Annotated in this window: 17 protein-coding genes; 12 read left to right on the top strand and 5 right to left on the bottom strand. The window is 53.3% G+C overall.

The features are described from left to right. The first annotated feature begins 18 nt into the window (after positions 1–18). The 3 genes from atpG to Pr1d_RS14410 all read left to right on the top strand — a co-directional run bounded on the left by atpG (position 19) and on the right by Pr1d_RS14410 (position 2,841). Positions 19–906, top strand: coding sequence for an ATP synthase F1 subunit gamma (atpG, locus tag Pr1d_RS14400; protein ID WP_148074186.1), 888 nt, complete (start codon positions 19–21; stop codon positions 904–906). A gap of 63 nt (positions 907–969) precedes the next feature. Then, positions 970–2,412, top strand: a complete 1,443-nt coding sequence (gene atpD, locus Pr1d_RS14405; protein WP_148074187.1) for a F0F1 ATP synthase subunit beta — start codon at positions 970–972, stop codon at positions 2,410–2,412. Positions 2,413–2,424: 12 nt separating this feature from the next. Continuing rightward, positions 2,425–2,841: a F0F1 ATP synthase subunit epsilon gene (locus Pr1d_RS14410; RefSeq protein WP_148074188.1), complete on the top strand. Its 417-nt coding sequence runs from the start codon at positions 2,425–2,427 to the stop codon at positions 2,839–2,841. A 60-nt stretch (positions 2,842–2,901) separates the two neighbouring features. Here the strand turns inward: Pr1d_RS14410 and Pr1d_RS14415 are convergent, their stop codons facing one another. After that, positions 2,902–3,597, bottom strand: coding sequence for a hypothetical protein (locus Pr1d_RS14415; protein ID WP_148074189.1), 696 nt, complete (start codon positions 3,595–3,597; stop codon positions 2,902–2,904). A gap of 301 nt (positions 3,598–3,898) precedes the next feature. On the opposite strand from Pr1d_RS14415, the gene Pr1d_RS14420 reads away from it, so the two are divergent. The 5 genes from Pr1d_RS14420 to Pr1d_RS14440 all read left to right on the top strand — a co-directional run bounded on the left by Pr1d_RS14420 (position 3,899) and on the right by Pr1d_RS14440 (position 8,130). Next, positions 3,899–4,192: a glutaredoxin family protein gene (locus Pr1d_RS14420; protein WP_210417712.1), complete on the top strand. Its 294-nt coding sequence runs from the start codon at positions 3,899–3,901 to the stop codon at positions 4,190–4,192. 33 nt (positions 4,193–4,225) lie between these two features. Further along, complete coding sequence (gene thiO, locus Pr1d_RS14425) at positions 4,226–5,347, top strand: glycine oxidase ThiO (protein ID WP_148074190.1); 1,122 nt, start codon at positions 4,226–4,228, stop codon at positions 5,345–5,347. 332 nt (positions 5,348–5,679) lie between these two features. Continuing rightward, positions 5,680–6,660, top strand: a complete 981-nt coding sequence (locus tag Pr1d_RS14430) for a DUF1559 domain-containing protein (protein WP_168205234.1) — start codon at positions 5,680–5,682, stop codon at positions 6,658–6,660. Further along, positions 6,644–7,426: a polyphosphate polymerase domain-containing protein gene (locus tag Pr1d_RS14435; protein WP_168205235.1), complete on the top strand. Its 783-nt coding sequence runs from the start codon at positions 6,644–6,646 to the stop codon at positions 7,424–7,426. The genes Pr1d_RS14430 and Pr1d_RS14435 overlap by 17 nt, the downstream gene beginning before the upstream one ends. Positions 7,427–7,461: 35 nt before the next feature. Further along, positions 7,462–8,130: a DUF4956 domain-containing protein gene (locus tag Pr1d_RS14440; protein ID WP_210417713.1), complete on the top strand. Its 669-nt coding sequence runs from the start codon at positions 7,462–7,464 to the stop codon at positions 8,128–8,130. Between the two features lie 21 nt (positions 8,131–8,151). Here Pr1d_RS14440 and Pr1d_RS14445 read toward each other — a convergent pair whose 3' ends face one another. After that, complete coding sequence (locus Pr1d_RS14445) at positions 8,152–8,721, bottom strand: hypothetical protein (protein ID WP_148074193.1); 570 nt, start codon at positions 8,719–8,721, stop codon at positions 8,152–8,154. 66 nt (positions 8,722–8,787) lie between these two features. On the opposite strand from Pr1d_RS14445, the gene Pr1d_RS14450 reads away from it, so the two are divergent. From Pr1d_RS14450 to ltrA, 3 genes are all read left to right on the top strand, one after another. After that, positions 8,788–9,405, top strand: a complete 618-nt coding sequence (locus tag Pr1d_RS14450) for a hypothetical protein (protein ID WP_148074194.1) — start codon at positions 8,788–8,790, stop codon at positions 9,403–9,405. 124 nt (positions 9,406–9,529) lie between these two features. Next, on the top strand, positions 9,530–9,901 hold the full coding sequence (locus Pr1d_RS14455) for a hypothetical protein (RefSeq protein WP_148072168.1): 372 nt from the start codon (positions 9,530–9,532) through the stop codon (positions 9,899–9,901). Then, positions 9,895–11,373, top strand: a complete 1,479-nt coding sequence (gene ltrA / locus Pr1d_RS14460) for a group II intron reverse transcriptase/maturase (RefSeq protein ID WP_148072169.1) — start codon at positions 9,895–9,897, stop codon at positions 11,371–11,373. The genes Pr1d_RS14455 and ltrA overlap by 7 nt, the downstream gene beginning before the upstream one ends. A 106-nt stretch (positions 11,374–11,479) precedes the next feature. On the opposite strand, the gene Pr1d_RS14465 is transcribed toward ltrA, so the two are convergent. Beyond that, on the bottom strand, positions 11,480–12,694 hold the full coding sequence (locus Pr1d_RS14465; protein ID WP_168205201.1) for an IS256 family transposase: 1,215 nt from the start codon (positions 12,692–12,694) through the stop codon (positions 11,480–11,482). A 113-nt stretch (positions 12,695–12,807) separates the two neighbouring features. On the opposite strand from Pr1d_RS14465, the gene Pr1d_RS14470 reads away from it, so the two are divergent. Next, positions 12,808–13,026 carry a hypothetical protein gene (locus tag Pr1d_RS14470; protein ID WP_148074195.1) on the top strand — a complete coding sequence of 73 codons (219 nt, stop codon included), beginning with the start codon at positions 12,808–12,810 and terminating at the stop codon, positions 13,024–13,026. Positions 13,027–13,348: 322 nt separating this feature from the next. Here the strand turns inward: Pr1d_RS14470 and Pr1d_RS14475 are convergent, their stop codons facing one another. Beyond that, positions 13,349–14,131, bottom strand: a complete 783-nt coding sequence (locus Pr1d_RS14475) for a hypothetical protein (protein ID WP_148074196.1) — start codon at positions 14,129–14,131, stop codon at positions 13,349–13,351. A gap of 69 nt (positions 14,132–14,200) precedes the next feature. Further along, the gene (locus Pr1d_RS14480; RefSeq protein WP_148074197.1) at positions 14,201–17,647 is read right to left on the bottom strand and encodes a PEP-CTERM sorting domain-containing protein; all 3,447 of its coding nucleotides are present in this window, start codon (positions 17,645–17,647) and stop codon (positions 14,201–14,203) included. Positions 17,648–17,671: the final 24 nt, after the last annotated feature.

A 17,671-nucleotide genomic window follows, 5' to 3' on the forward strand; every position in this document is an offset into this window, starting at 1 on the left:
ACAGCTAACCCCCTCCTAATGGCCAATCCCAGAGAACTTGATAAGCGACGCAAGTCGGTTCGCAATATCCGTAAAATTACGCGGACAATGGAACTGATCGCTACGGCACGTTTCAAGAAAGCCATGGATCGTGCTGCTGCAGCCACGGCCTATACGGACCGTATCACACAATTGGTTAGCGATCTCACCAAGACGGGCCTCAAAGTGAGTCATCCGCTTTTGGAAAAGCGTGAGAAGACAGACCGAGCCGTTCTTTTGGTGCTTACAGCCAATCGCGGTTTGTGTGGCGGTTTCAACGGGAACCTGATTCGAGCTGCCTTAGAGCGGTGGAAAGAACTCAAAGCGGAAGTTCCCGATTGCCGACTGGAGATCTCCGGCAAGCGGGGCATTGGTGGTTTCAAATTTCGCGGTTATCAGGCCGATCAATCCTACACTCACTTCGAGGATAAGCCTTCCTTTGCCGAAGTAGAATTGATCGCGAATCGTTTTCTGGACGAGTACACCGTTGGTGCGATCGATCGACTCGATGTGGTATACACCAAGTACGAAAGCATCGCCCGCCAGCACGTCGCAGTTGAAACATTGCTTCCGCTAGGTTCGTTGGGAACTGAAGATTCAACAACTGATGATTCATCGGCCGTCGCGGGTCCTCAGTACGATTTCCTTCCCTCGCCGGAGAGCATATTGGAAGAAGTCGTGCCCACTAGTTTCAAAGTGAAACTGTTCAAGTGCTTTTTGGATTCGGCAGTCAGCGAGCAGATTGCTCGGATGGTGGCGATGAAGGGAGCAACGGAGAACGCAGGCGAATTGATCAAGAGCCTGAGCATGCAATACAACCGTGCCCGCCAAGGTCGAATCACGTCTGAATTGATGGACTTGATCGGCGGCGTCGAGGCACTCAAATAACTTTTACCTATTACGGAATTATTTAGCCGCGATACAACGCATCGCTGGGAGACCTAAGAATTCATGGCAACCGCAACACAAAATATTGGTCACATCACTCAGGTGATTGGTTCCACCTTTGATGTGGAATTCGACGAAGAGAATCTGCCGGCAATTTATAACGCTGTGAAGGTGGTTTCTGAACACAAGGGCGTCAAGCTAAATCTCACAGGTGAGGTTCAGCAGCAACTCGGCGGGGGCCGGGTGCGCTGTGTCGCCTTGGGTACCACGGAAGGCTTGATTCGTGGACAAGAGTGCGTTGACACGGGAGGACCTGTAACGGTGCCTGTGGGTGAGGCAACACTCGGACGCGTGTTTAACGTGCTCGGCGAAGCAGTCGATGGCCGTGGACCTGTTGCTGCCGAAGAACACTGGCCGATCCATCGTGAAGCTCCCAAGCTAGACACTCTTTCGACCAAAACGGAACTGTTCGAAACCGGTATCAAGGTGATCGACCTGCTCACTCCGTTTGTACGTGGTGGTAAAGCGGGGTTGTTCGGTGGTGCTGGTCTGGGCAAGACGGTTATTCTCACCGAATTGATCGCCCGTATCGCATCTGCCCACGGTGGGTACTCCGTGTTTGCCGGTGTAGGTGAACGAACTCGGGAAGGAACCGACCTTTGGCTCGAAATGCAAGAAGCCAAAATCGGGGACACGGGCCGCAGCGTTATCGATCAGACCTGCATGGTATTCGGACAGATGAACGAACCGCCGGGTGCTCGTCTTCGTGTGGCGTTGTCTGCTTTGACGATGGCCGAGTATTTCCGAGACAAAACTGGTGCGGATACTCTGCTGTTCGTTGACAACATCTTCCGGTTCTCGCAGGCAGGTAGCGAGGTGTCGGCCCTTCTTGGTCGTATGCCGTCTGCTGTGGGATACCAACCAACGCTGGCAAGTGAGATGGGTGCCTTGCAGGAACGAATCGCATCGACCAGCAATGGAGCTATTACCTCCGTGCAAGCGGTCTATGTACCTGCCGACGATCCGACTGACCCTGCCCCAGCAACAGCCTTCGGCCAGCTGGACGCGTTCCTCTACCTCGAGCGGTCGATTTCGGAGAAGGGTATCTACCCAGCGGTCGATCCGTTGGCTTCGGCAAGTCGAATTCTCGATCCGCAGTATGTGGGTGATCGTCACTTCAACTGTGCCCGTCGCGTGCAGAATACCTTGCAACGGTATCGTGAATTGCAAGACATCATCGCGATTCTTGGTGTCGACGAGCTCTCCGAAGAAGACAAGATGATTGTGCATCGTGCCCGGCGCATCGAGCGATTCCTTTCACAGCCGTTCCTTGTGGCGGAAGTATTTACCGGCAAGCCCGGCGAGATCACTCCGCTTTCCGAGACGATTCGCAGCTTCGAAGAAATCTGCGACGGGAAGTGGGATCACCTTCCCGAGAGCGCCTTCATGTATGTTGGTGTGATCGAGCAGGCCGAAGAGCAGTGGAAGAAGAGCGAAAAGAAATAACAGGTTCCCGTAATGTCAGAAGCCACCCTAACTGCCCCGCTCCGCTGTATCGTAGTAACACCTGAAGAGACGGTGTTGGATGCGACCGCAGATTTTATTGCGCTCCCCTTGTTTGATGGCGAATTGGGTGTTGGAAGAGGGCACAGCCCGTTGATTGGTCGGCTAGGGTATGGGGAATTGCGACTTCGAACCGGCAAAGAGACGGTAAGCTATTATGTCGACGGTGGCTTTGTGCAGGTGGTCGACAATGTGGTCTCGGTACTCACGAATCGATCCCTAAAAGATTCTGCCGTAGACACGGTGGCAGCTTCGGAACAACTAGCCGAGGCTCTCACTCGCAAGGTTGGCGGAGAGGAAGCTCTGGCCATTCGCGATCGGCTCGTTTCTCAATCTCGGGCCCAATTGCGGGTAGGCATGAAAGCCAAGTAGCCTTTGTGCAAAGTCGAGAATCTACCGTGGCGGGCAGTGCAGGGCAGCGAAATCGCGGCATCAACAATTGTGATGACGTCGACGAACGGACTTCCGCCTGGCAATTCGGCCGCCACTTGCTAGGTAGCCATGCTGGATAGCAAACCATTCGGCGTAACGTTCACGATCTGTATAGGTTGAGTTTCGAGCGTCTACCAAGTGGCCAAGTTCGTGGATCAGAATATTGTTCAAGTAAAAGTCCTGAATTGCTGACTCGCTCCAGCTGAGGCGCCATGAGCAGTTGTCAGGCCGGTCCCAGCGTCCCCCAAACATCTTTGCTTCGTTGACGACCTCGGGGCGAGGAGGAGCATAAAACAGTTCTTCTCGTGACTCTTCAAGCGGATAGAGATACAATGTTGCACCCCATTGCATGCCATAGCACGGGAAACTCTGTTTCTTGCGGGTCATTCCGCTGAACTGGATCACCTCCAGATCACGGAGAAATACCTGAGGAACCTGCTCCAGGCGTTTTCGTACTTGATCGGGCGTGAGCACATGGCGGTATCCGGGGCCTGGATCTTGAACGATGATCTTATAGGGGTCACCGTTCTCAGTGGGTTCGTGCCAATCCTCGGGAGGTGAAAATGGAGCTTTTGCGTCCCTGCTACCCAATAATTGCCTGCGACCTCGCTGTGAGTGGCGGACCACAGAGGTTACAATCGTCTTCTTAGCCTGATAGCTACTATTTCGAAGAGGATGTTGACGCCGCGTTGTCATCGTCGCATCCGATACCAATGGGGGGGAGGAAAACTGGCTGACTCTCGGATGAGAGCCATGAAGAACCGGGAATGATTTTGGCTCTCACAGGACCCTGAAAAGTAAAATGGGGCCTACTGAAAGCTTACATCTATCGTACTCAGGCAGGTGTTTCGGTTCCACGAGATTGTCATAACATGATATTTGGCAATGACTTAGGGACTGGACAGCACCCCCTCTTACAGGGGGTTTGCAAGGGCTTGACACAAGTCCCCTGCGGTGCCCGATTGGGTCGACTTAAAGGTCAAGACAAGATTGATCTATGAAAAAAAACACCGTGATGGAAAGTCACACGACACCTACCCCTGTGAGATGTGATCAAATGAACGTAACCCTTTACACGCGAGAAGGTTGCCACTTGTGCGATGACGCCAACGCCTTGCTATGTGCACATGGATTATCACCTCGCAAAGTAGATATCGATGAGAATGAGCAACTTCGCAATAAGTTCGACACATGTGTTCCGGTTGTCGAGATCGATGGGAAGATACGCTTTCGAGGTAAGGTAGATCCAATTTTGCTAAAGCGACTTCTAATTGCTGAGTCGAATGCGTAAGTCCTCAAGTAAATTTCAGCATATAACCTGAAAATGCACAAAATAGGTGATTCTTTTGATATCGTTCTCGTAGGTGGCGGAGTCGTCGGCCTTTCTCTTGCCTGGGAACTTGCCCAACAGGGTGCCAAGGTATGCCTCATAGATAGCCATGAATTGGGGCATGAGGCATCTTGGGCTGCCGCAGGCATGCTTCCCCCAGGACCTCCTGAAGACAAATGGCCTTCGTGTAGCGCCTTTGACCAACTTGCAGGGTTGAGCGAGAAGCTGCATAGACAGTGGCACACAAAACTGGCCGAAGTCACGGAGATTGATAATGGCTATGAAACAAGGGGGGCAGTGTATCTTGGCGATCCATCTCTCCAAGAAAAATGCAGAATCTGGGACCAATGGGGAGTTCCCTTTCATCGGTTGCCTCCACCTGCATTGACAGATATTGAACCTCGTATAGAACATCTGGGCGACGGGGTTTTCCTGCCGAACGAGGCTCAACTTCACTCTCGCCACCATTTGCAGGCACTTGAATCGGCCTGCTTGAATGAAGGAGTCACACTGAAGCCCCATTGCCAGGTTACAGGGTTCGACAAATCTGGAAACCGAATCTCGGCAGCACTTACCAACACTTCACCAATCTGTGCCGATAATTTTTGTCTTACCGCAGGTTGCTGGACTGAAGAACTTGGTCCTAGCCTGGGTCTCAATTTGCCGCTGAAGCCAGTTCGTGGGCAAATACTCCAATTGAATGGACACGCCGGAATCCTACATCGGATAGTGAACAAGGGCCCCCGGTACCTAATGCCCCGTTCAGACGACTGTATTCTCGTAGGCTCCACTCAGGAAGAGGTTGGATTTAACCAACAAACCACCCTTGAAGCTCGGAAAGAGTTGCTTGATTTTGCCCATGAACTCTGTCCGACGCTTCGTGACTTTCAAGTAATGAACCACTGGGCCGGCCTGCGACCCGCTACCCCTGATGAGCTTCCTTACTTGGGGCAGCTACTGGATTGGGAGAATGCTTGGATCGCCACGGGACATTTTCGTGCGGGGATTCAGCTTTCGACAGGCACGGCTAGGGTGATGCGGGACCTTATCTTGGGCAAGAGCCCACAAGTAGATGTAACCGCGCTAGGGATCGAGCGGGTGCAGGGCCAAACCTGAATAACTAGTCCGTTGGGTGCAATTCACACGTGGTTTATTGCAACGCTGACCTGCAGATCTTTAGCGTCTCTTGAGTGCGCTAGATACTATCAAAGTAAGCTCTAAGTGCAGTATCAGTGGTTTTGGATTGTGTAAATTCTTTATGTAGATTATGTTAAGTTTTGATTAATAATTCTGTTTAGATTAGAATACGAGTACTAACAGATCAACCTTTCCCCTCCCCGCTAACTCACCGGCGCGGTTTTTGGCAAACATGGTTGGATTGATTCCTCTCAATTCTTCTTCTCAGACGATTGGCAACAATGGTAGTTTCCTCAATAGAATCATCCCCAATGCCACGTTCTTTGCCTCGCTCGCTTGGATACTTCCGCTTTGCTTCCCCAAAGTTCAGTGCCTTCACACTTGTAGAGTTGCTGGTTGTGATCGCCATCGTCGGTATCTTGATCGCATTGCTACTCCCCGCAATACAAGCTGCTCGCGAATCAGCGCGGCGCTCGACTTGCCAGAACAATCTCAAGCAAATTGGGTTAGGGCTTAACAATCACGTTAGCGCTGTGGGCTATTTTCCTCCGGGCAAGAAATGGTCGGGACCGCGTGATCTACCGACTACTTTTTCCATAGGATGGTCGGCATATTTACTTGATTATATGGAGTCCGGCATCGTCCTCGATGGCATAAACTTCAAGATACCTCTTACCGACCCTGCCAATCTGCCTTCAACAGGGACTGTGATCGATACCTACCTCTGTCCCAGTACGAGTCTCATAGAATCCCATCGAACGAACGATGGCTACCTAACCGGTTTGGGAACTGGCCAGGGCGACGGGATGGCATGCATCGACTATCTCGGTATCTCAGGACCTCATCGAGATAAGATCAACCCAACAGATGGGCAACCCTACGGAAGGCAACGTGGGGTATTGGTCGGCACGAAAGGCTTGCCAGATGAGGACACTGTCATTGAGCCTCCCAGAGTGCGACCAGCCAATATCACCGACGGATTGTCGTACTCAGCATGTGTCGGTGAGTGTACTGGACGCGGAGTCGACTTGAAGGGCTCGGGCGAGATTGATGCTCTCAATGGGGCATGGGCCTCAGGTAGCAACGTCAGCCATATTCGAGGACAAGTCAACGGAAAGCTACCACCAGACGCCTGGAGCGAAGAGCGCATCTATTCCGAACACCCTGGTGGAGCACAGATTCTCATGGCAGATGGATCCGTTCATTTTGTCTCTGAGGAGGTCGACGCCGACACGATCCGCAGTCTTTGTTCACGCGACGGGGGGGAGATCATCGATGAATCTGCTCTCTGAGCAAAATGCGACTGCTCGTGATTCGGCAGATATACATCACGCGATTAGCTCCATGAACCGGATCAGCCTGTCCGAGATGGACAGTGTGGCGCTGATGGACCGCGTAGATACGAAATACGTCCTGGGGCGTGATCACCTGCTACATTTGCTATCTCAACTCAAGTCCGAGTATAGTGTGCTGGAAGTCGAGGGGGTCTGTGTGTCTCCCTATGCCACACTCTACTTCGACACGCCGGAGCTCACGAGCTATCTTGACCATCATAACGGCAAGCTGAATCGAAAGAAAATTCGAATGCGCAAGTATTCGTCCAACGGCTGCTGCTTTTTTGAGATCAAGCTGAAAAACAGCAAAGGCCGCACCAAGAAGCGACGGATTGCGATCCCTGCAATCGAGGAAAATATTTCTCCGAATTTGGGCGATTTTGTTCTCTCGCAGACCGGAGATTTGCCTGACTTAAAACCGCAGTTGTGGATCTACTTTTCTCGCATCACACTCGTAAACCAGCTTTGTGCTGAACGGGTGACATTTGACTTGGGACTTGACTTCCATCTTTCAGGCACCCACGAACAGTTGCCTGATCTCGTCATCGCCGAAGTAAAACAGGAAAAGGACGATCGTTCTTCCCCAGTTCGCAAACACCTTCGAAATCTGGGCGTTCGGCCCATGCGAGTGAGTAAGTATTGTCTTGGGAGTTCACTGCTCAAGCCTCATCTGAAATACAACCGTTTCAAACGCAAACTTCTGGCGATTAAGAAAATCGCTTAGACGGCCCGAACCGCTTAACATAGGTCTGCTTCAGAATGTTGGAATCTCTAGCTCTCGCTGTATTGGAACCACTTGAGATTCCACTCTATGATGACGACATGCTGAAACTCCTAGTGCGTTTTGGCATCAATTGCGTTGTTGTGACGATACTTGTTTGCTTGGTCTACTACAAAAACTCCGGCACCAAAGATTTTCTATTTACGTATTTCATGATTAACGTCATGGTCTTTTTCATATGCTTTACACTTAAAAAGTTTGACCTCGGACTAGGCATGGCGTTAGGACTCTTTGCCATCTTTGGAATTCTTCGGTATCGTACGGATACCATACCTATCAAGGAGATGACCTATTTGTTTATGGTCATCGGAATTGCTGTCGTAAATTCCTTGGCAAACAAGAAAATGAGCTATGCTGAGCTGGCATTCACGAACATAGTTATTGTCCTCCTTTCTGCTTTTCTAGAGAATCTCTCGTTCGTTAAACGAGAGATGCGAGAGCAGATTCTTTATGAGAAGATCGAACTAGCGAAACCAGCCAGATACGAAGAGCTCCTGGCAGACCTAGAAGAACGGACCGGGCTAAAGATTAGCAGGATTGAATTGGGCCAAATCAACTTCCTGAACGATACAGTCGAGATCAATGTCTACTATTTTCTCCACGAACAAGAGAGCATTAACGGAGTGAATGTGACTCGCAGGATCTAGCCTGCTATACCTCGGTAAAGTTTACTGACGACTGTGCGCTTGTCGCAGAGCATCCCGAGCAATCGCTGTGAAGCTCACCCCCAAGAAGGCGACCCAGGTACCCAACACTGCGCTAGAGATCGTGCCAACCACCCACCCCGACCAGCCGACGCGGTTTCCGATGGTAGCGGCTAGCAGTGTGCCCCCCAACAAGGTTCCGATCAAGAACCCCGTAAGCAAGAACCACCGCATGCCTCTTACTAACTGGCTGAAATTGGCCAAGTTGGTTTCTTCAGGAAGGGATAACTTGGCCATCTCGTAAGGTTCTGGGGTCGAATGAGGATGGTCGGGGACCTGCCGTGGATCAGTGGCCCGCCACTGACGAACTTCTTGAGAAGTGTCGCGCAAACGAGTGCCAATCAGGTTCCCCAGGACGTGAGCCAGCAGAAGCAGCGTTACCGCGAGGATCACCAGTGGCCAAGGGCCGTGAGTCAGGACAATGAGCGTACAGAATAAGCCAGCTAGCGTGACAATCAGAAAAAGTTGCTTGAGCCCGAACTTGAGCAGGTGGGGTTCACGACGCGGGGCAGGGGAGTTCAGCGAAGTACTCATATACCTATTATCTGCAAAAGAGGGTTCACAGGCAATTACAAAGTTTAGCCGCGACGCGGCTGCAGAGTGGAGCTCGGCAAAAGCGGATCGCGACTGTCCGAGTCCTGCTCGCCAGGAGAGGAGGCTCTCCTGGCCACGTGTGCGTACATCGACCTCAACCCCGTCGCGGCGGGAGTGGCGGCCACCCCCGAAACCAGCCCACATACCTCGATTCGCCAACGGGTCTGCCATGCCAGAGAAAAGGGAAAAATCCCCGCACTCTCAGAGGCAGCCCACGGCTCGGTGGCTGGCTCTTGGGCCATCGGCCTGTTGGAGGCAGACCACTGGCTCTGCCCCATCGAGGACTTGCGCAACAAAGGTGGACCTCGGGAAGGGATGATCGAAGGTTTTTCCCTAGGGAGCTATCTGCTGTTGGTCGACTACACCAGTCGGTTGTGCCGTCAGGGCAAGGCACGACTCTCGGAGGAAGTGGCCGGCATCTTCGACCGGCTCGGCACGAGCCGGCAATTGTGGGAACAGCGGTTTCACAGACTACTGGCCAAGTCCCGTTTGCTGGGCAACTACTTTGCCACGGACGCGGCACGGTTACAACGGGTCGCCAGTCGCCGAGGCGTGCACCACGTCGACAACGCCATCCGGCTGGCAACGGGTAGTGTCCGTCAAGATGCGCACATTTGTTTTTAGGGTTTAGCCCTGTCGGTAGGTCCGCCCCCAACTCCGTAGCTGCGTAGCAGCGGAGGTGCGCTGGGCATGGTCGAGCGATTGAGGGTGGAAGTCCCCTGTGGATCCTAACGGAGGTAACCACGAGGTGAAAGCAACTGCACGAGACGGAGTTTGGACATTGGACAATCGAAGTCTATCCCGCGAGGGCGTGTGGGGAGGAAGCCGTAGCCGAACTGCAGCACCGAACGTAAGTGAACCCTCAAACGGGCTTCTCGGACCTGGGTTAGCGTGCCTTCCAGCGCGACGCCCGATATCCGTTGGTGGCCGAGGAGTAGTGAGGGCGGAGGCGGCAGGACATTGTTCGATCTTACCCCAGGAGATCTCTGCGGGTCCGCCTATCGGTATTCCGGAAGAAGGCAACGACGACCGGTTGATGCCCGCAGAGAAGTCGGATCGCCCCATAGTAGTGCTGAAGCTGGGTAATGCCGGTGGAGCGAAGGGGGCGACAAGTTGTTAAGTGCTGGAACATGCCAACTGGCTTTCGCGTTTGCCGACAGCCCGCATGGGGGCAAGGACGAGAGAACCTCGGACGAATCCAAGGGAAAGTCGCACCTGCTGCTCAGAGCGAATACCAAGGAGGTAGATCATCCAGCCACCTGGGTAGCCGACGACACAAGTCGGTCACTGGAACAAGTAGCCTCGGTGTCTAATTTGGCCCGGGCGTTGCTTAACGTCGCGCGCAATAAAGGTGCGGCAGGTGTGGACGGACGTGGTGTACGGGAAGTGGTTGAGGCTTCGCCCCAACTGCTTGCTCAGCTACGCCGTGAATTGCTTTCGGGTACCTACCTGCCTGGCGACATTCGCCGGGTCTGGATTCCCAAGTCCGGTGGCGGGCATCGGGGCCTAGGTATTCCGAATGTCGTGGACCGCTGGGTTCAGCAGGCCGTACTCCAAGTTTTGGAGCCGATCTTCGAGCCGACGTTTCACGACAGCAGTCACGGATTCCGTCCGAGGCGTGGTGCACAAACGGCCATTGCTGCGGCCAAGCAATATCTGGCAGAAGGATATGCCTGGACGGTCGATATTGACCTTTCAAAGTTCTTCGATCGTGTTCACCACCAGCGGCTATTAAACCGCTTGGCGAACCACGTAAAGGATGGGCGTCTCCTAAAGCTAGTGCATGGCATGCTCAAGGCGAAGGTTGTGTTGCCCGATGGCACACGAACGGCCACGACCGAAGGCGCACCGCAAGGTGGTCCGCTTTCTCCGCTACTTTCCAATGTAGTTCTTGACGAACTCGATTGGGAACTGGCACGTCGTGGACTTCGGTTCGTGCGTTACGCCGACGACTTCAGCGTGTTCGTGAAAAGCGAACGTGCCGGTCGTCGGGTGATGGACTCCGTCAGTAAATTCATTGATAGACGCTTGCGTCTGCTGGTCAATGAAGACAAGAGTTCCGTCACGGGTCCGAATTATCTAACTTTCCTCGGCTTTCAACTCGGCAAGAATGCCGAGGGCCAAGTCATGGTGGCAATCTCTCGCCGAACTAAGGAGCGAATGGATGCCCGTATTCGTGAGCTAACGCCACGAGTCTGGGGTCAATCGCTGTCGACGTGCTTCGAGAGAACCGAACGCTACCTGCGAGGATGGATTGGATACTTTCGGTTGTGTACCGAAGATTCCCTGCGACCGCTCCACAAGTTCGACGCCCACATTCGGCGTCGTATTCGGGCGATTATCATTCGTCAGAAGAAGCGGGACCGGTATCTGTTCCGCCACCTGCAAACACGTGGCGTTTCTCGGAAGTCGGCGGCTAAGACCGCCTTCACTCGTGCTGGCGTTTGGAGACGCAGTGTCAGCTATGGCATCCATCAGGCGTATTCCAACGCCTGGTTCGCCGAACGATTGATGCCGCTCACCGACCGTTGGCATGCCTTGAACCCTTCCCGACAGGTCTTCATCAAACAGCAACGACTGTTTGAAACCTAAGGCAGCAACTTGAAGAGCCGGATGCGTGACCCGCAAGTCCGGTTCTGTGAGAGGCTTGGGGGAGAGATCCCCCGGGCCTACTCGACGAGTTGGGGGCGTGCGCGGCCTACGAGGCCACTCCGCTGGTCTCCTTCGTTGTCTCTTGCAATCGCTCCATATCGAGGTACTTGCGCGTGCCCCATTTGGTACCAGCGACGTGTCGCAGTCTTGCGGATACCAGCATCAATGCGCTGTTGCCGTCCGGGAAGGCACCCACGACGCGCGTCCGCCGGCGGACTTCGCGCATCAATCGCTCCAAAGCGTTGTTCGTGCGAATCCGCGTCCAATGCTCGCGAGGATAGGACATGTACCGCAACGTCTCGCCCACGCCCTCCTCGACCACCTTGGCTGCCTTGGTGAGCTTCATCGCTCGCAGCTTCTCCACAACATCGCCCGCCTTCTTCTTGGCCGCCTCGCGGTCTTCCTGCGCGTGAATTGCCTTGAGCATCGCCATCACCTCCTTCATTCGATGACGAGGAACTTCCGAGCCGACGTTGCGATACCAGTGGACCACACACCGTTGCCAGTCTGCCTCGGGATAAAACTCGCCCAAGGCTTCTACCAACCCTAAACACTTGTCGCTGGTCACCAGGCGAACTCCCTTCAGGCCACGCTCCTTGAGATGCCGGAGGAACTTCCGCCAACTCTCGGTATCTTCCTTCGTCCCTTCGCAAACACCCAGAACCTGCCGATAGCCGTCCTGGTCGACGCCCACGGCAACCAATACCGCCACGTTCTTCACCTCGCCGCCCCACGACCGTTTCAGCCAAATACCATCCAGGGCCACGTAGGCAAAATCGCCCTCGATCGGCTGGTTTCGCCAGGCTTCGATCCGCTCGTAGAGCTGCTGATTCAGCTCGCTCACCGTGCTCGGAGAAACTCGTGTTCCCCACAACGCCTCGGTGATGTCCTCCACCCGGCGAACGCTCACCCCGGCGAGGTACATCTCCATTAGCGCCTCTTCGACCGACGACTCCCGTCGTCGGTACCGCTCAATAATCTGCGTCTCAAATGGCAAACTGCGGAGTCTAGGAACCTTGAGCGTCACTTGGCCTGCCTTTGTCTGCAGTCCGCGATCGTATGACCCGGCCCGCGTATCCACGCGGTCGGGGCTCCGCTCGTAACGCTTCGCTCCACAGAGTTGATCAGCTTCGGCCTCCAACAGTCCATTGAGCGTCTCCTCGACGCTCTTGCGAACCACCTCGTCGACGTGCCCTCGAATCTGAGCCTCGTCGATCTGAACCATGCTTCCGTTTTCAGTACTTCCTGTTAAACTCGCCATCGTGGCAGTCTCCTTCGCTTGGGGGAATGAATCGTAACAATCCAATTCCTACCAAGCAGGGGCTGCCCAAACAATCTGCGCAATAATTAGGACGTTATCCGCTTTACCACAGTTTGCAAGTTTTTGATCTTACCTGTGATGAACTTTCCTACGACGAAGAATTCTTGACAGCGGCATTGCTACTCGCCGTGGGCAAAGGGATCGATCAAAGCGACCACGTTATCACGGGTTTAGAAGCACTCGATGGAATGATCACCCAGAGGACGGCGCGGCTAATTGAAAACCATATGCTCGCTCATTCAACCGACGATGGATCAATCGGATGGCGCTAAGCTCGTTGGCTCAAGGAATCAGAAGACTATGACGAGTTGGTTTTGCTTGGAAAATACGACCGAGCAGGTCGCCAAGTTGGAGTCAAAACTCCTGAACTCGAAGAAGCAATCACCTATCTTAGTGAATTGAGCACAATGTGTAGCTGAATGAGACATGAGTCGAGAGAGTTCTCATTGCATTCATAATTTAGGTCTGCCTCCGACCTATCCTCCGGCTCAGAATCATAATTCCAGCCACTGCGCAGCCGCAAAGCAGCAGTGACGACGGCTCCGGGATGACGGAGATATCTTCGATTGTCTGGACTGGGCTGACCTGGACTCTTTATATTTCATTCCCGTTCAGGTCCGTGTTCAGAAGACCCGGTTTGCCCAAACCTCCCTGCGTGAAAAACACACCGTAGAAGTAGAGACTGTTGTTGAAGTAGTCCACACCTGTGGCCCTATTAGTTGGCGACTTCACTGTAATGACCGGAGCAGATGGCACAAGCAGACCGGTCAAAGCATCGTACTCACGATATACGTTGACGGCGTCGTTATCGTTGATCAGGAAGTTTCCATTCGGAAGAACAGTAAATCCGTCAGCCCCAGGGAGCGGACCCTGGATGGTGACCGTAGTCTGAATCTGCCCGTTCATAGGGTTCAAGCCATAAACGATGAGCGGCCCTTGCTGGGGTCCGGGTAGATAACCGGTCAATGCGTACAGTCGTCCGTTGAAGAAGTCCAGGTCCTGGATGTTGAATCCCGGACGCGGATTGGGAAGCGTGGTGAGATCGGCCCCACCATTTCCCCCGTTGTACGGCGCCACGTGTATCCCGGGGCTAGGTCCGCTGCCAAACGAACTCGTGTTGGTGTAATAGACCAGGCCGCCAACGACTTCTACGGCACGACCGTCGCCGACGCTTTGCTTATTGAAACCAGATGTTGGTGTCCCCCCTATGGCATAATCCCAGGTTAGAATCGATCCAAATTGCCCTGCTCCCGTCCCTCCCAGATGGCCGACGATGATTGGGCCTGCATAAGCTCTCCCGAAGAAAACCAACAGTCCAAGAACGGCATACAGAGCGACTGGAATCGCCCGCGCGAGGCCTAGAAAATTAATGCTCATTTGAAATTCCCTGTGACGTTTCTTTAGATTAATTGCAATTGAAAAAGAAGGGTGTGCGAGTCAAATTCCTCAGAGAGACCTGTACCCTTTGCCTATCTGGCGTCCGTGACGGCGAGACAAGAAACAGAGCATTGGAATTGCTCCTGCAAGGGAGAGTGAGGGAGGTTCGGGAATTGTCTGGCACCACATCACAGCTTCCAATTGTCCGGTGTTTGAATTAAGGGCCTCTCCCACGATGCAAATTCCAGTCGGAGTGACATCTACCCCTTCTGCCACAGAACTGACATAGTTTGGTGGCAGTAGAGTACTTAGGTCGAAAAAAGAAGTCGACGTTCCATTCCACAGTGCTGCATGAGCAGTCGGCGAAGAACTCAAATAGGCAAAGCCAACTTGCCAACCCGCTTCCGCGTCTATCGCCCAGCCACCTATTCCACCAGTCGGAGTGAGATCGGTCCAACTACTACTTGTCAGGTGCCATAAGGCGGGTCGATCTGGGGAGGTGAGAAAGCGTACATATCCCACGGAATCGAATGCGTCGCTCCCCAACGCCACGCTGCCTCTTGCTCCCGCAGGGTGTATATCGGTCCAACCAATTCCTTTCCCATGCCACACTACTGCGTGTCGCTCATTAAAGCCGGTCACGGCGTTCGGAAATTGGGCCGATCCAACTGCCCACAATGCCGATCCCACATCATTTATTTCAGAGGAATACGCTCCCACTGGATGAACGTCCTGCAAAGTGGCTGGCGTGGTGCTTCCAAGCCAGTTCCACACGGCGGCATGGTCTACACGACCAGTAACGCGCGAATTGTAATACCCGCCGATAGTATTACCATAAACACCACGCGCTTCGGAATTATCGGTGCGTATATCAATAATCGCAGGGAGATAATTCGAACCGGTCCCCCCCCACGCGTAGGCAGAACGTTGAGAGGAAACTGTATCTCTGTATCCAACCGTCAGACCCTTGTTCGTAGCCAACGCTCTACTACTTGCAGGCCCGGGATCGAGATTCACCCAGCTTGCCGCAGATGAGCTCCATTGGACCGCGTCCTCCATTCCACTTCCTGGCCCCCCGCCTGGGACGACGCCTCCCAAGCCTAGGGTCGAACCGGCAGCTGAACCAACTTGAATTCCAGCATCAATACTCTTGGCCCACGAAGAGGTCATGCCGCTGGTGTGCAGCGAGGTAAATGTCCATCCAGTCTGCGCTTTTGCTTGCATCGCAAAGCCGGTAGTGCAGATGATCACCAAACATCCCGTCGTGATCGAGTTGGTTGCCATTGATTCTGAAATACATTGTCGGTTTCTTATTATCAAGACCCCGCACAGCCCACCCAGAAGAAGTACGAGGCTTCCCGGCTCTGGCACAACTCCCAAGGCGATAATGCTTCCCGAAGAGTCAATGTCTCCTCCGGAGGCACCCCCGACGAGGCCTACCGAGCCGAAGGCACTTGCCGGGAGCCCCAAGAGGTTGGAGTATCCATCGACGATGAATTCCCAGGTTTCGCCCGCCTGAAAAATACCGTCGGCGGGCGAGAAACTTTCGTTGAGAAGTGGTCGATTTGCTCCAATCGAATCAATCTTGAAGGCTGATTCGCCGTTCACAAAGCCGTCACGATTAGTGATGGTTGTTTCAGGGTCTGCTACATACCATAAGTCTTGCCAGTCAAATCCTGAGAGGTTTGTCATCCGTACCAGTCGGTTGACCACGCCTGGAATCGCATGCTGAAGGCATGCAATGTCTGGCGTGGGGATGGCATTGGCACTAATCAATTCATCCGGCGGAAAGGCAATGCCCAATTCGTCAACATTGATCGGCACGGTGAGTGTATCGCAACACATTGGATCGTCTTGGGAAGAAACACTCACAGGGCTCGCGACTGCAGGTCTGGTTGCCAAGGACAGCGATAGAGTTGCCAGACCTACTAGGGAGAGTTTCATGATGTGCTGCGTAGTGGCGATTCTCTCAGGTCGCATTCGGCTGAGAATTGCTACTACTCCCATTCCTAAGAGCACCAAGCTGCCGGGCTCTGGCACGGTAGGATACTCGGAAACCTGAATCATGTAATTGCCCGCCAAAAAATCGTTGAGCATTTGTTGAGATCCTGTTCCCTGAAAGAACAATTGTTTGCGGATATCTACAGGCGTTCCTGGGGCGAGGGGATCAAAGAAGAAGTCAACATTCGTCCCTGAGTTTTGAATCACAAGGTTGTTCGGTCCGGGAGGTGGCCCAGGAGTCGTGATTTGCACAGTGCCCCAGGACCAATCTGGCGTCAAAATCTCTTCGTGCCAATCGGTCCAAGAAGGTCCTGGGCCAACGATCAGATGTTCATTCAAATTGAGAATTGGATTTGCCAGGAACAGTAAGAAATCATTGATGTCTACGTTTCCGTTGCCGTCCTGATCCGGATTTGGAGCGAGCCATTTTTCAAACGGACCGGCAGTCGGGTTGTAACTCACCGGAATCGGATTAGCTGGATCACCCAGGGTGAAATCGCCGTTGGGTCCTTGCGGAATAGTGAAGTGTGGCGTGGGGGCGGGTAAAGGAATTAGGGTTGGGGGACCTGCCGAAATACCGGGGCTGATCTGGGCCTGGGAAGTTGCTGCGGTAAAAATTGTTAGCAGCCCGATAGCGCCTATCGTCATAGGAAGCGATTTTGAGATTGCGGCCAGACACAACCGCCGCCGTGAGGAGGCAAGTCCAATTATGCTTAACAAGCCAAGAACTAAACTGGAGGGCTCGGGTACTATTGTAAGATTCATCTCGGCCAGATCGACGACTCCAGGACGTTGATTGAGCCTCGCATTGCCGAAGCCAACCTCCGCACCAACTCGTAGCGTTCCTGTCGGTACAATTACATTATTTAACGCAATAGTTTCCCAAGTCCCAATATTGGCATCGAGGTTAGGATTTGAAGCAGTGAATGTTGCAATCGCACTTCCTGGACCCACGGGATTAAAGGTATTAAAAAATCGCAAAGCAACATATCCACCTGCACCCGCTGCAGCCGAAGGAACATTGAAACAGGCGGAGAGGTCGATTGTTGCATTTCCAGCTGTTATGGCTGCTTGAAATATCGGCGCTGACAGATCGACAAACTGAATCGCCTGGGTCGCTACGCCCCCTGTTGCATTCTCCCGCAACATTCCATTTCCCTCCTTGGGAGTAATTAGATTTAGACCTGAGTTCAAGAGTACGGGGACAAAGGCCCCCGACTCTATTCCCCATGTGTCGAAGACAGGTGTGTTGTAAGCCGTTGTGTATGCGATGGGTGCGTTCGTGGGCGGGGTGTTGAAGCCGGGATCCGTCAGCAGTGGGAATACTTGCGCCCGAGCTTGGCTAAGGCACACAACACTCAGCAGTGCAATCGAGAAAGTGAGTAGTTTGGAGAAGTATGTTGGGTGCGATCCCCAAGATCTTCCGTTGGTGTCGAGCAATTCCGTGGGATTCGTTGGAGTTGCTTCTGCTTGAGAATGCAGAGTAATGTCGTAATTGATAGGTTTAATATTCATTAGTTTCTTTCTCTAATTATTGAG

The sequence above is a fragment of the Bythopirellula goksoeyrii genome (assembly GCF_008065115.1).
Classification (GTDB): Bacteria; Planctomycetota; Planctomycetia; order Pirellulales; family Lacipirellulaceae; genus Bythopirellula; species Bythopirellula goksoeyrii.

Coding starts and splice junctions, on each gene's coding strand:
- Pr1d_RS14445 (WP_148074193.1), bottom strand. CDS start 8,721: ATGAGTACTTCGCTGAACTCCCCTGCCCCGCGTCGTGAACCCCACCTG.
- Pr1d_RS14465 (WP_168205201.1), bottom strand. CDS start 12,694: ATGGCGAGTTTAACAGGAAGTACTGAAAACGGAAGCATGGTTCAGATC.
- Pr1d_RS14475 (WP_148074196.1), bottom strand. CDS start 14,131: ATGAGCATTAATTTTCTAGGCCTCGCGCGGGCGATTCCAGTCGCTCTG.
- atpG (WP_148074186.1), top strand. CDS start 19: ATGGCCAATCCCAGAGAACTTGATAAGCGACGCAAGTCGGTTCGCAAT.
- Pr1d_RS14415 (WP_148074189.1), bottom strand. CDS start 3,597: ATGACAACGCGGCGTCAACATCCTCTTCGAAATAGTAGCTATCAGGCT.
- Pr1d_RS14435 (WP_168205235.1), top strand. CDS start 6,644: ATGAATCTGCTCTCTGAGCAAAATGCGACTGCTCGTGATTCGGCAGAT.
- Pr1d_RS14430 (WP_168205234.1), top strand. CDS start 5,680: ATGCCACGTTCTTTGCCTCGCTCGCTTGGATACTTCCGCTTTGCTTCC.
- Pr1d_RS14480 (WP_148074197.1), bottom strand. CDS start 17,647: ATGAATATTAAACCTATCAATTACGACATTACTCTGCATTCTCAAGCA.
- atpD (WP_148074187.1), top strand. CDS start 970: ATGGCAACCGCAACACAAAATATTGGTCACATCACTCAGGTGATTGGT.
- Pr1d_RS14410 (WP_148074188.1), top strand. CDS start 2,425: ATGTCAGAAGCCACCCTAACTGCCCCGCTCCGCTGTATCGTAGTAACA.
- Pr1d_RS14420 (WP_210417712.1), top strand. CDS start 3,899: ATGAAAAAAAACACCGTGATGGAAAGTCACACGACACCTACCCCTGTG.
- thiO (WP_148074190.1), top strand. CDS start 4,226: ATGCACAAAATAGGTGATTCTTTTGATATCGTTCTCGTAGGTGGCGGA.
- Pr1d_RS14440 (WP_210417713.1), top strand. CDS start 7,462: ATGTTGGAATCTCTAGCTCTCGCTGTATTGGAACCACTTGAGATTCCA.